Source organism: Komagataeibacter melomenusus, from assembly GCF_013155395.1.
In the GTDB taxonomy this organism is placed as follows: domain Bacteria; phylum Pseudomonadota; class Alphaproteobacteria; order Acetobacterales; family Acetobacteraceae; genus Komagataeibacter; species Komagataeibacter melomenusus.
This window is the reverse complement of the sequence record NZ_JABJWC010000021.1, coordinates 42,029-53,851: the sequence shown is the minus strand read 5'-3', so window position 1 is coordinate 53,851 and position 11,823 is coordinate 42,029. Positions and strand designations below refer to the sequence as shown.

Annotated in this window: 12 protein-coding genes; 7 read left to right on the top strand and 5 right to left on the bottom strand. The window is 64.2% G+C overall.

Annotation, left to right across the window (positions count from 1 at the left end; all coding sequences use genetic code 11):
* Positions 1–80: 80 nt before the first annotated feature.
* Positions 81–620: a Spy/CpxP family protein refolding chaperone gene (locus HNW77_RS09675; RefSeq protein WP_172157276.1), complete on the top strand. Its 540-nt coding sequence runs from the start codon at positions 81–83 to the stop codon at positions 618–620.
* A 147-nt stretch (positions 621–767) separates the two neighbouring features.
* On the opposite strand, the gene zwf is transcribed toward HNW77_RS09675, so the two are convergent.
* Complete coding sequence (zwf, locus tag HNW77_RS09670; protein ID WP_172157275.1) at positions 768–2,312, bottom strand: glucose-6-phosphate dehydrogenase; 1,545 nt, start codon at positions 2,310–2,312, stop codon at positions 768–770.
* A gap of 281 nt (positions 2,313–2,593) precedes the next feature.
* Between zwf and HNW77_RS09665 the strand changes: the two genes are divergently transcribed.
* From HNW77_RS09665 to HNW77_RS09640, 6 genes are all read left to right on the top strand, one after another.
* Positions 2,594–3,613, top strand: a complete 1,020-nt coding sequence (locus HNW77_RS09665) for an aspartate-semialdehyde dehydrogenase (protein ID WP_172157274.1) — start codon at positions 2,594–2,596, stop codon at positions 3,611–3,613.
* Between the two features lie 243 nt (positions 3,614–3,856).
* Positions 3,857–4,249, top strand: a complete 393-nt coding sequence (gene sdhC / locus HNW77_RS09660; RefSeq protein ID WP_078525751.1) for a succinate dehydrogenase, cytochrome b556 subunit — start codon at positions 3,857–3,859, stop codon at positions 4,247–4,249.
* Positions 4,250–4,251: 2 nt separating this feature from the next.
* Positions 4,252–4,683: a succinate dehydrogenase, hydrophobic membrane anchor protein gene (sdhD, locus tag HNW77_RS09655; protein ID WP_172157272.1), complete on the top strand. Its 432-nt coding sequence runs from the start codon at positions 4,252–4,254 to the stop codon at positions 4,681–4,683.
* Positions 4,684–4,780: 97 nt separating this feature from the next.
* Complete coding sequence (gene sdhA, locus HNW77_RS09650; protein WP_172157271.1) at positions 4,781–6,592, top strand: succinate dehydrogenase flavoprotein subunit; 1,812 nt, start codon at positions 4,781–4,783, stop codon at positions 6,590–6,592.
* Between the two features lie 26 nt (positions 6,593–6,618).
* Positions 6,619–7,401, top strand: a complete 783-nt coding sequence (locus HNW77_RS09645) for a succinate dehydrogenase iron-sulfur subunit (RefSeq protein WP_130731862.1) — start codon at positions 6,619–6,621, stop codon at positions 7,399–7,401.
* A gap of 94 nt (positions 7,402–7,495) precedes the next feature.
* Positions 7,496–8,158 (top strand): tyrosine-protein phosphatase, encoded by a 663-nt coding sequence (locus HNW77_RS09640; protein WP_172157270.1) that lies wholly within the window; start codon positions 7,496–7,498, stop codon positions 8,156–8,158.
* A gap of 12 nt (positions 8,159–8,170) precedes the next feature.
* Here HNW77_RS09640 and HNW77_RS09635 read toward each other — a convergent pair whose 3' ends face one another.
* From HNW77_RS09635 to HNW77_RS09620, 4 genes are all read right to left on the bottom strand, one after another.
* Positions 8,171–8,614 carry a helix-turn-helix domain-containing protein gene (locus HNW77_RS09635; RefSeq protein ID WP_172157269.1) on the bottom strand — a complete coding sequence of 148 codons (444 nt, stop codon included), beginning with the start codon at positions 8,612–8,614 and terminating at the stop codon, positions 8,171–8,173.
* 268 nt (positions 8,615–8,882) lie between these two features.
* Complete coding sequence (gene lnt / locus HNW77_RS09630) at positions 8,883–10,421, bottom strand: apolipoprotein N-acyltransferase (RefSeq protein WP_172157268.1); 1,539 nt, start codon at positions 10,419–10,421, stop codon at positions 8,883–8,885.
* A 36-nt stretch (positions 10,422–10,457) separates the two neighbouring features.
* Positions 10,458–11,303, bottom strand: a complete 846-nt coding sequence (locus HNW77_RS09625; RefSeq protein WP_172157267.1) for a GNAT family N-acetyltransferase — start codon at positions 11,301–11,303, stop codon at positions 10,458–10,460.
* On the bottom strand, positions 11,300–11,791 hold the full coding sequence (locus tag HNW77_RS09620) for a Fur family transcriptional regulator (RefSeq protein WP_172157265.1): 492 nt from the start codon (positions 11,789–11,791) through the stop codon (positions 11,300–11,302). Before HNW77_RS09620 ends, HNW77_RS09625 begins: the two co-directional genes overlap by 4 nt.
* Between the last annotated feature and the right edge of the window lie 32 nt (positions 11,792–11,823).

Below are 11,823 nucleotides of genomic sequence, written 5' to 3'. Positions count from 1 at the left end.
CCTATTACCCCTATGGCGGCGGCTACTGACCGCCTGACATCCCACGCATCCACACCCACCCGCGAAGGAAAAGACACAACATGATGTTCCGCCGGTTTCTCCCTGCTGCCGCCCTCATGATGCTGCCCGCCATGGCCATGGCGGCCGACCCGCAGGCCCCTGCTCCTGCGGCCCCCGCAGCGCAGGGTGCGCCCAACTCCACCGCATCGCTCGCCCACACGCCCCACGACCCGGCCCCCGATGAGGTCGAGGCCCACATCAAGGCCCTGCATGACGAGCTGGGCATTACCAAGAAGCAGGAAACCCTCTGGACGCCGTTCGCGCAGGACATGATGGACAACGCCCAGCGCCTGCATGACGCCATCGAGGCCCGCCGCGACAAGCTGCCCAAGATGAACGCGGTGGAGAACATGCAGTCCTATGCCGACCTCGTGGCCGAGCGCGCGCATGACATGCAGACGCTCAACAGCGCGTTCGCGCCGCTTTATGGCAGCTTCTCCAAAAAGCAGCGCAAGCATGCCGATACCCTGTTCGTGCAGGGTGACAACGAACACGCCGAGAAGCAGCAGGAACGGGCCGCCGCAGCCCAAGGCGCAACAGCCGCCCCCGCCGCGCAGTAAGATCGCCTGCACGCCCGCAAAAAGCCCGCGCCATGATGGCGCGGGCTTTTTTGTCAAATGCAAAAGTTTTTGGTGAAGCTTTTTTCAAAAAGCTTTGAAAGAACATCGCTTTTTTAAAAAAAGGCGGCACCCGGCAACTTCGTTCCCTCAGGCTTTGTCCAGCGGGTACCAGGCCCGTCCGTCACGTGCCAGCAACGCATCCGCGCCCTTGGGGCCGGTCGTGCCTGCCTCGTACAGTTCGGGGCCGGTGCTGTCCTGCGCCCAGGCCTGCAGGACGGGATCGACCGCCTTCCAGGCCGCCTCGATGTTGTCGGCGCGCTGGAACAGGGTCTCATCGCCCATCAGGCAGTCATAGAGCAGGGTCTCGTAGCCTACATTGGGTGAGCTGGTGAACACGTCCTCGTAGCGGAAGCGGGCCTGCACATCGGTCAGGTCCATTTCCGGCCCCGGCTTTTTTGCGCCGAGTTCCACCGTCAGCCCCTGGGCGGGCTGGATGTTGAGAATGATGCGGTTGGGTGGCAGGTCCTCGGTCTCGGTACCGCGGAACATGAGCATCGGCGGCTTGCGGAACTGCACCACCACCTCCGTGCGCCGACCGCCCAGCCCCTTGCCGGTGCGCAGGTAGAACGGCACGCCCGCCCAGCGCCAGTTCTCGACATGCAACTTGAGCGCCACATAGGTCTCGGTATTGCTGTGGGGCGCAACACCCGGGCTTTCGCGGTAGCCCACCATGGGCTTGCCCTCCACCGTGCCGGCTGCGTACTGGCCACGCACGGCATCACGCGGGTCGATGGGGGTGACGGCCTCGAACAGCTGTTCCTTGGCGTTGCGCACGCTCTCGGCATCAAAGGTGTTGGGCGGCTCCATCGCCACCATGGCAAAAAGCTGGAACAGGTGGTTGGGCACCATGTCGCGCAGCGCGCCGGTGGGTTCATAGAACGCGCCGCGCTGCTCCACGCCAATGGTCTCGGCGGCGGTGATCTCGATATGATCGACATATTCATTGCGCCATAGCGGCTCGAAGATCAGGTTGCCGAATCGCATGGCCAGAATGTTCTGCACCGTCTCCTTGCCCAGGAAATGGTCGATGCGGAACACCTGCGACTCGTCCAGCACCGAGAGCACGCGGCGGTTGAGTTCCTTCGCGGAGGCGAGATCCGAGCCAAACGGCTTTTCAATCACCACGCGGCGGAAAGCGCCGTCCTTCTGCGCCACGACTCCGGCGGCCCCCAGCGTTTCCACCACGGTGGCGAAAAAGCGCGAGGGAATGGCGAGGTAGAAGATGGCATTGGCAGGCAGCCCTGCGCCAAGCGCGCGGATGGCCGCCACATCGCTGAAATCCGCCTTCACGTATTCCAGCCGCTGCGCCAGCCAGTCCCACTGCGCGGCATCGATGCTGGCGGGGTGGAATTCGGCATTGGGGTCGTGGGTAAAGGACTGCATCATGGCATTCAGCCCGTCGCGCCACGCTGCCGTGGTGCTGTCCACCCGGTCCACCCCGATCACGCGGAAATCCGGGTCCAGCAGGCCGCTGCCCACCAGGTTGTACAGCGCGGGCACCAGCAGCCGCTTGGTCAGGTCGCCATGCGCGCCGAATATGACCAGCGTGCACGGCGGGGCACGGTGCGCGCCTGCGGGGGTGACCGGCAGCGCCGGGGCCGGCGTTGCGGAACTATCAGTTGATGGGGCCATGATCTCTTTAACCGTCCTTGCCTGCGCGGCCGCCGGGCGGGCCATGAAGGCCCCCACGCACGGACGCGATGGGTCAAGCGTGCCTCAGGCACGCGGTACGCCACAAGACCTAGCACTGCCAGCACGCCGCCACCTTGACCTGCCCCCGATTCGATTCCGCCCGCTGCGGGCGGCACAGGCTGCTTGCACGTTGGCGGCGCAGGCTCTAGGTGTCCCTACAGTGACGGAAAACGGCCCGTTCGGCGCGAATGGACCGGCATGACAGGACAGGAAAGACGATTATGGGTTACCGCGTTGCGGTGGTGGGCGCCACCGGTGCTGTAGGGCGCGAAATCCTCAAGACGCTGGCCGAGCGCCAGTTCCCTGTGGATGAAATCGTGGCCCTCGCCTCCGCCCGCTCGGCGGGCAAGGAAGTCTCGTTTGGCGATAAAAAGGTGCTCAAGGTGCAGAACCTCGAGACCTTCGACTTCACCGGCTGGGATGTCGCCCTCTTCTCCCCCGGCGGCGCGGTCTCGGCCGTGCATGCGCCGCGCGCGGCCAAGGCGGGCTGCATCGTGATCGACAACACATCCCACTTCCGCATGGAGCCCGACGTGCCGCTCGTGGTGCCCGAGGTCAATCCCAACGATGTGAAGAAGGCGAAGCGCGGCATCATTGCCAACCCGAACTGCTCGACCATCCAGATGGTGGTGGCGCTCAAGCCGCTGCACGACCTGTTCACAATCAAGCGCGTGGTGGTGGCCACCTACCAGGCGGTTGCGGGTGCGGGCAAGAGCGGCATGGACGAGCTGTTCAACCAGGCGCGTGGCAGCCTGGTGGGCGACCCGCTCAAGGCCGAGCAGTTCACCAAGCAGATCGCGTTCAACTGCATTCCCCATATCGACCGCTTCATGGATGACGGGGCGACGAAGGAAGAGTGGAAGATGACGGTCGAGACCCGCAAGATCCTCGACCCCGACATCGCGGTTTTCGCCACCTGCGTACGGGTGCCGGTATTCATTGGCCATGCCGAGGCCATTACCGTGGAATTCGAGGAACCCGTTGATCTTGCACGCGCCCGCGAGGCCCTGCGCGAGGCACCCGGCGTGGTGCTGCACGACAAGCGCGAGGATGGCGGCTACGCCACCCCGCTCGAGATCGTGGGCGAGGATGCAACCTATGTCTCGCGCCTGCGCATCGACCCCACCGTGCCCAACGGACTCGGCTTCTGGTGCGTTGCCGACAACCTGCGCAAGGGCGCTGCCCTGAACGCGGTGCAGATTGCCGAGACCATGGTCGCCCTCGACCTGCTCGGGCACTGAAGGGCGGGCCTGTAGTGGCGGCGCAGCGCGGCTGTACCGCCACCACAGCGGGGGCCAGGTCTCTCAACCTCGTGTTCCCCGCCTGCGTTGACCCCGCCCGCCGTGGGGCGTAGGACCGAATTCAGACAAGGCGACGGAACAAACCGAAGCCATAACAGGGAAATTGACGAGACGACCATGCAGGATGTCCGTGATGCGCTCTATGTAGGGCAGCGAAGCGACGGAACTCTGACCAGGCGGCCTATGTCCCCACACCTCCAGGTCTACCGCTTCCGTCTTTCCATGTTCCTTTCAATCGCGAACCGCGCCGCCGGTGTCGCCGCCGCAGGCGGTTCGGCACTTGGCCTGTGCTGGATCAGCGCGGCGGCAAAGGGACCCAAATCTTTCAGCAAGGTCCAGAAGGTGACCGGCAACCCGCTCGGCCAGATGCTGATGGCAGGCTGGGCGCTGGCCCTAGTCTACCACTTCGTGGCGGGGCTGCGCCATCTGGCGTGGGATAGCGGGTACCGCTTCTCCAAAAAGGAAATCAACGAGGATGGTCCGGTTGCCGTGGGTGTCACGGTCGGCACCACGCTCGCACTCGTCGCCGGTATCGTTGGCGTTGCGATCTGTCGCTCCCGCAAGAAGGCATCCTGACCATGAGCAATCCAAAGAAGCCACATGTCACGGTCATGCGCTCGCAGCTTTCACGCGCGCGCGGCCTGGGTTCGGGGCAGGCCGGAGTCGGCCACTGGTGGGCCGAGCGCGCATCGGCGGTGGCCCTCGTGCCGCTGTCGGGCTGGTTCGTGATCCAGGTGTTCCGCCTTGCTGGCGCATCACAGCCGGAAGTGGCGAAGTGGGGGGCACGCCCCTTCAACACCACCATGATGCTGTCGCTGGTGATCCTGACCTTCTATCACACCCAGCTTGGGCTGCAGGTCATCATTGATGACTACGTGCACGGCAAGGCACACCTGCCTGCCGGCCTGCTGATGAAGGGGATCGTCTTCCTTCTGGGTCTGTTCGGCGCCGTTTCGGTACTGAAGCTGGCACTGGCCGGCAGCAGCCGGAGCACGATCGCCGCGCGCTGAGCCGCGCGCCATCGCCTGAGCAGAACATGACATTCGCGGACCGGCGGGCCGCACTTCCGGCTGGCCGTCCGAACGAGCATCGGGACACGTCCAAGAAATGAACGCGACCACTTCACCACTCACCGGCTCCTACAGGATCGTTGACCACGCATATGACGTGGTTGTCGTAGGCGCTGGTGGCTCCGGCCTCCGGGCCACGCTGGGCATGGGGGCCGCTGGCCTCAAGACCGCCTGCGTGACCAAGGTTTTCCCCACACGCAGCCACACCGTTGCAGCCCAGGGCGGCATTGGTGCCTCGCTTGGCAACATGGCCGAGGATAACTGGCGCTGGCACATGTACGACACCGTAAAGGGGTCGGACTGGCTGGGCGACCAGGACGCCATCGAATACATGTGCCGCGAGGCCGTGCCCGCCGTGCAGGAACTCGAGCACATGGGCGTGCCGTTCTCACGCACGGAAGATGGCAAGATCTACCAGCGCCCCTTCGGTGGCCACATGCGCAACTATGGCGAGGCCCCGGTGCCCCGCGCCTGCGCCGCAGCCGACCGCACGGGCCATGCCATCCTGCACACGCTGTACCAGCAGTGCCTGAAGCATAACGTCGAATTCTTTGTCGAATACTTCGCCATCGACCTGATCATGGATGAGGAAGGCGCCTGCCGCGGCGTGATGGCCTGGTGCCTGGAAGATGGCACGCTGCACCGCTTCCGCGCGCAGAAGGTGGTGCTGGCCACCGGCGGCTATGGCCGCGCCTATCATTCGTGCACCTCGGCGCATACCTGCACCGGCGATGGCGGCGGCATGGCGATCCGCGCGGGCATTCCCATGCAGGACATGGAGTTCGTGCAGTTCCACCCCACCGGCATCTTCCCCGCAGGCTGCCTGCTGACCGAAGGCTGCCGTGGCGAGGGTGGCTACCTCACCAACTCCAAGGGCGAGCGCTTCATGGAGCGTTACGCGCCCACCGCCAAGGACCTTGCCTCGCGCGATGTCGTCTCGCGCGCCATGACCATCGAGATCAACGAAGGGCGTGGCTGCGGGCCGGAGAAGAACTACATCATGCTCCATCTCGAGCATCTTGGCCCCGAGATCCTGCATGAGCGCCTGCCCGGCATTTCCGAGACCGCGCGCATCTTCGCGGGCATCGACGTGACCAAGGAGCCGGTGCCGGTCCTGCCCACGGTGCACTACAACATGGGTGGCATCCCCACCAACTACCATGGCGAGGTCATCCGCCCCACGGCTGATGATGTCGATGCGGTGGTGCCCGGCCTGATGGCCGTGGGCGAAGCGGCCTGCGTGTCCGTGCATGGCGCCAACCGCCTTGGCACCAACTCGCTGCTCGACCTTGTGGTGTTTGGCCGTGCCGCAGCCCAGCGCGCCGCCGCCACCATCAAGAGCGAGGAAGTGATCCGGCCGCTGCCCGAGGGCGCGGGTGATGCCGCGATCGCGCGCTTTGACAGGCTGCGCTTTGCCAAGGGCAAGACCCATGTGGCCGACATGCGCTCCAAGCTGCAGCGCACCATGCAAAAGCACGCCGCCGTGTTCCGCAATACCGAGAGCCTCGCGCAGGGTGTGGAGAAGATCAAGGAAATCTGGTCGGAACTGCCTGACATCTCGATCAACGACCGCTCGCTGATCTGGAACAGTGACCTGATGGAAGCGCTCGAGTTCGAGAACCTGCTGGCCAATGCCACCGTGACCATGGCAGGCGCCGATGCCCGCCACGAAAGCCGCGGCGCGCAGGCCCATGACGATTACCCCGATCGTGATGACAAGAACTGGATGAAGCATACCGTCGCCCACATGACCGACGCGGGCGATGTCACGCTGAGCTACCGCCCCGTGCACATGAAAACGCTGACCGACGATGTGCAGGTCTTCCCCCCCAAGAAGCGCGTCTACTGACGTAACGGCGGAAAAGGAACGAGACGATGGTCGAATTCAGACTGCCAAAGAACAGCACGGTGGGCAAAGGCCGCATTTTCACGGCAGCCCCCGGTGCCTCCAATGTCAAGAACTTCCGGATCTATCGCTGGAGCCCGGATGATGACAGCAACCCCGTGGTCGATACCTACGAGATCGACCTCGACAAGATCGGCCCGATGGTGCTCGACGCGCTGATCCACATCAAGAACGATGTGGACTCAACGCTCACCTTCCGCCGCTCGTGCCGCGAGGGCATCTGCGGGTCGTGCGCGATGAACATCGCGGGCGAGAACACGCTGGCCTGCCTCAAGCCCATCCGCGATATCGAGGGCGACGTGGCGATCTACCCGCTGCCGCACATGCCGGTGATCAAGGACCTGGTGCCCGACCTTGACGGCGCCTATGCCCAGTTGCGCTCGATTGACCCGTGGCTGAAATCCGACACCGCGCCGCCGCCCGATTCCGAGCGCCGCCAGAGCATCGAGGAACGCGCCGAGCTTGATGGCATGTGGGAGTGCATCCTGTGCTTCTGCTGCTCCACCTCGTGCCCGTCCTACTGGTGGAATGGCGACCGCTACCTTGGCCCGGCAACGCTGCTGGCGGCTTACCGCTGGATTGCCGACAGCCGCGACGAGCATGCGGGCGACCGGCTTGATGCGCTGGAAGATCCGCTCAAGCTCTATGCCTGCCGCACGATCATGAACTGCACCCAGACCTGCCCCAAGGGCCTGAACCCCGCCAAGGCGATTGGCCGGATCAAGGAACTGCAGCTTGAACGCAAGGCGTAAGCCTTCTTCCTTCATTCGTGATTGACGCGGAAAGCGCTGGATGTGAAAAATCCAGCGCTTTTTTCGTCTCCACCCGTTTGAAAGGACAAGGCCGGTGTTTGAGGGAAACCTGTCCACCCCCGCTGGCCGAAGCCGCGCGTGGATCGACAGCCTGTTCGTTGACCACGCGATCCTGCGCCAGACCTGGACCAATTTCCGCACGGTCATTCCCGGCCGGGTCTATCGCTGCAACCACCCAACCCCGTGGCGGCTGCGGCTGGCCACGCGCCGGCTGGGCCTGAAAACGCTGGTCAACCTGCGCGGGCACCGCAAATGCGGCTCGGATGCGCTCTCACGCGAGGCGGCGCATGCCCTTGGCCTGCGGCATATCGACATGGCGTTTGAAAGCCGCAACGCCCCGCACCGCGACCGCATCGAGCGCTTCGAGCGGATTTACCGCGACATCCGCTTTCCCATGCTCATGCACTGCAAGTCGGGTGCGGACCGCACCGGGCTTGCAGCGGGACTGGTGATCCTGTTCGAGGGCGGCACGGCTCAGCAGGCGCTACGCCAGCTTTCATGGAAGAACGGGCATTTCAATTCATCACGCACCGGCGTGCTGGACGCCTTTTTCCTGCGCTATCAGGCGGAAGCGGAAGGGCGCATCCCCTTCATGGACTGGGTGCGCACGGAATATGATGAAGACCGCCTGCGCCACGACTTCCGCGCAGGCAAGATCGCGTCCTTCATGACCGATCAGGTGCTGCGGCGAGAATAGGCGGCCCGGCCCTTACGCGCCCATGGAGCGCACGAGGTCGAGCACGCGGCGGCGCGTGCCGCTATCCTCGATGCCGTAATAGGCGCGCACCAGATCGATCGTCTCACGGCGCGACAGCAGGGCAAGATCATCGACGGGCGTCTCGCCTCTGCCCGCTTCCTTTACGCCAGGAATCGGGGCCACGTCGGCCACAGGCTCAGCCATGCCCGCGCCCTGCTCCATGCCCCGATCGGGCAGGCCATCAAAAAAGAAGGCCACCGGCACATCGAGCACGCAGGCAAGGTCATACAGACGCGACGCACCAACCCGGTTGCGACCGCGCTCGTATTTCTGCACCTGCTGGAATGTGAGGCCAAGGGCATTGCCCAACCGCTCCTGTGACATGCCAAGCAGGGTACGGCGCAGGCGGATACGGTTGCCAACATGCACATCCACCGGATTGGACGCAGAGGACATTTTCCCGATCACAGTAATAGCCTTACCTTTCCTGTCTCATACGGCACAAACCGCTGGAACGTGCGGATACCCATCAGATGAGGGCCGGGCGTTAACCTTTTTTAAAACAACACCGGATACAATACATACGCTATTTCCTGCACTGTCTGCGCCCAAATGAGGCAGGCATGCATAAAACTTTCCCACCGCGCGAGGCAGGGGAAAATTAGGAAAATATTCATGCATTTTTAACGCATGAATAAAGAATGGGCTTATCCTAAAGTGGTATTCAAAAACCTTCTTTAAGGCCCCGCCGGTAGCAGACCAGCCCTGCAACCCCCGTCAGCAATACCAGCATCAGGGGCACAAGACGGCCATAACGACCAAAAAACGTACACGGCAGCGCATCGGGCAGCGCATGGACCAGCACGCCCTGCCGGTCCCAGCCCAACCGGGCCAGCTCCCGGCCGCGCCCGTCAAAAATGGCTGAAATACCGGTATTGGCAGCACGCGCCACCGGCAGGCCTTCCTCCACGGCGCGGATGCGCACGGCAGCAAGGTGCTGGCGGGGGCCTGCGCTGTTGCCATACCAGGCATCATTCGTGCTGTTGAGCAGCCAGGTGGGACGATCATGCGGATCGACAACCTGACCGGAGAAAATCACCTCGTAGCAGATCAGCGGCCCGACCGGGGCTACACCCGGCAGGTGCCAGGTCTGCACGCCAGGGCCGGGGGTCAACCCATCCCCCGGCACGACATGAAAGGGCAGGAACGCGGGCTGGTATTCACCAAACGGCACCAGATGCGCCTTGTCATAGGGGGGGGCGGGCTGGCCGCCCGGCAGCAGGGCCACCATGCTGTTGCGCCAGTGCCTGTCCTCCAGCCAGCGTAGCGTGCCGATCACGCCTGCTGCCGCCCCCTGCCCTGCCTGCATGATCATGGGGCGTGCGATGTCATCTTCCAAAAGCAGGCCGGGAAAGGCGGATTCCGGCCATGCGAACACGACCGGCCTGCCATCCGCCTCGCGCAGGCCAGCCTGCACGCCTGCATGCGTCAGGTCCAGATAGCGCCGGAATACCGCGACATCGGAATCGCGTGATATCTTCTCGGTCTCGGGCACGTTGCCCTGCACCAGCACCACCTCGGGGTTGTGGCCATAGGTGTCATGAATGCTGGCAACCCGCACCGCGCCACAGGCCACCCACGCCCCCAGCACGCCCGCGCAGGCCAGCCGCCCCGTGCGGCCATAAAGCGGGGCCAGCGCGAGCAGGCAGGTCAGCAGTGTCAGCCCATCCACCCCGATCCACGCCGCAGGCTGGAGCATGACATCGCCCGCCAGCCCCGGAAACGCCCACACGCTGCCGGGCGGATTCCACGGAAAACCGCTGAACACGTAAACCCGCGCCATGTCCGTCAGCGTCCAGAGTGCGGCCAGCACCACCAGCCGCCCGGTGCCGCGCGGCACAAGGCGACTCACCCCGGCCGAGAACGCGCTGAGCGGTGCGAGGATCACCGCGCAGCCCGGCGAGGCCAGCGGCACCAGCCACCAGAAATCATCCGCCCGGAGCAGGATGGCGTACATGAGCCAGTACAGGCCCACGGTATAAAGCCCCATGGCGAACATGAAGCCCCGCCGCGCGGCTTCCTTCCAACCCACGGCATGATCAATGGCCAGCGCCAGCAGGCAGAAGGCCACCGGCAGCACCACCACCGCATGCACGGGCGGAAAGCCCAGCGCGAACAACCCGCCCGCCAGCACCATGACAAGGTCCGCGCGCCAGCCATGCTGGCGCGACAGCCTCATATACAGATCACGGAGAAACCTCATGCAGCGCCACGATCCGCGCTGGGGGGGAGGACGCGCCTAGTCCAGCGCGTCACGCAGGCGGCGCTCGTAATGGCGGTAATACTTGTCAGCCAGCAGTTCGCTCTTGACGAGCACGGCCACGTCAATGGTGTTGAACTGCTCATCAATCACCGCGCCATCGCCCACATAGCCCCCAAGGCGCAGGTAGCCCTTGATCAGGGGCGGCAGGCGTGCGAGCGAGCGGCGGTGGTCGAGGGTCTGCGGGTCGGTACGCAGCATTTCCACCCGGCGCTCCGGCACGGCGCTGATGCGCAGCGCGGGCGGGGCAAGGTGGTTGTGATACAGGTAGGTCAGTTCATCAGACAGCGCATCGGGGTTGGTGCCGGGCAGGCTTGCGCAGCCGAACAGCACGTCAATGCGGTGCAGGAAGATGTAGGAGGCAATGCCGCGCCACAGCAACTGCATGGCCGCGCGCCCGCGATAGTCCTGATCCACGCAGGAGCGACCCACTTCGAGCAGCCGACCGGGAAACTCGGTCAGGCGCGAGATGTCATATTCGCCCGATGTATAGAATTTGCCCAGCTTCTTCGCCGCATCGCCCTGCATGAGCCGGTAGGTGCCCACAACGCCCTTCGCACCCGATGAAATGGCATGGTCGATCACCAGAAGGTGATCGGCATATTCATCGAATTCATCAATATCCCGCTTCAGCCGGGCAGTACGGGAATCGGGGCGGGCGCCCATTTCCTCATAGAAGACACGGTAGCGCAGCGCCTGGGCGGCGTCGCGCTCTTCATCCGTCGCGGCGATCCGGACGCCAAGGTTCCCCCCCCGCAGCTCGGGAAAACCGTTGCGCTCAAGGTCCAGAGTGGAAAGGGACTGTATGGTTTTCTCGATACTCAAGGCCGTGACCCGCCCTTCTGCTCCGTTTGTACCGTATGATCCGTCTGTTCTTGTGCCACGTCGGGCAGCTTTCGCGCAAACAGTTCCAGCCGATGGGACACCAGTTCGAACCCCAGGGAAGCCGTGATCTGGCGCAGCAGTTCGGCATGGGCGGCATGGGTGAACTCAACGACCTGCCCGCTTTCCACGTCGATCAGGTGATAGTGGTCGCCTTCCTCCGTCGCCTCGTAGCGCGCACGGCCACCGCCAAAGTCACGGCGTTCGAGAATGCCGTTTTCTTCCAGCAGGCGAACGGTGCGGTACACCGTGGCAACCGATATGCGCCCGTCCAGCGCCGCGGCCCGGCGGTAGAGTTCCTCCACATCCGGGTGGTCATGGGCTTCGGACAGCACGCGCGCGATGACACGGCGCTGGCCTGTCATCTTCAGGCCGCGCTCCATGCACATGCGCTCGATGCGCGTCTGTAGTCCGTTACGATCTGTTGCCATGCCTATGGACGTAGCCGATTGCGTCGATACCT

What these genes read in the sequence shown, in the direction of transcription:
- HNW77_RS09675 (WP_172157276.1), top strand. Translation starts at nt 81, where the DNA reads ATGATGTTCCGCCGGTTTCTCCCTGCTGCCGCCCTCATGATGCTGCCC.
- zwf (WP_172157275.1), bottom strand. Translation starts at nt 2,312, where the DNA reads ATGGCCCCATCAACTGATAGTTCCGCAACGCCGGCCCCGGCGCTGCCG.
- HNW77_RS09665 (WP_172157274.1), top strand. Translation starts at nt 2,594, where the DNA reads ATGGGTTACCGCGTTGCGGTGGTGGGCGCCACCGGTGCTGTAGGGCGC.
- sdhC (WP_078525751.1), top strand. Translation starts at nt 3,857, where the DNA reads ATGTCCCCACACCTCCAGGTCTACCGCTTCCGTCTTTCCATGTTCCTT.
- sdhD (WP_172157272.1), top strand. Translation starts at nt 4,252, where the DNA reads ATGAGCAATCCAAAGAAGCCACATGTCACGGTCATGCGCTCGCAGCTT.
- sdhA (WP_172157271.1), top strand. Translation starts at nt 4,781, where the DNA reads ATGAACGCGACCACTTCACCACTCACCGGCTCCTACAGGATCGTTGAC.
- HNW77_RS09645 (WP_130731862.1), top strand. Translation starts at nt 6,619, where the DNA reads ATGGTCGAATTCAGACTGCCAAAGAACAGCACGGTGGGCAAAGGCCGC.
- HNW77_RS09635 (WP_172157269.1), bottom strand. Translation starts at nt 8,614, where the DNA reads ATGTCCTCTGCGTCCAATCCGGTGGATGTGCATGTTGGCAACCGTATC.
- lnt (WP_172157268.1), bottom strand. Translation starts at nt 10,421, where the DNA reads ATGAGGTTTCTCCGTGATCTGTATATGAGGCTGTCGCGCCAGCATGGC.
- HNW77_RS09620 (WP_172157265.1), bottom strand. Translation starts at nt 11,791, where the DNA reads ATGGCAACAGATCGTAACGGACTACAGACGCGCATCGAGCGCATGTGC.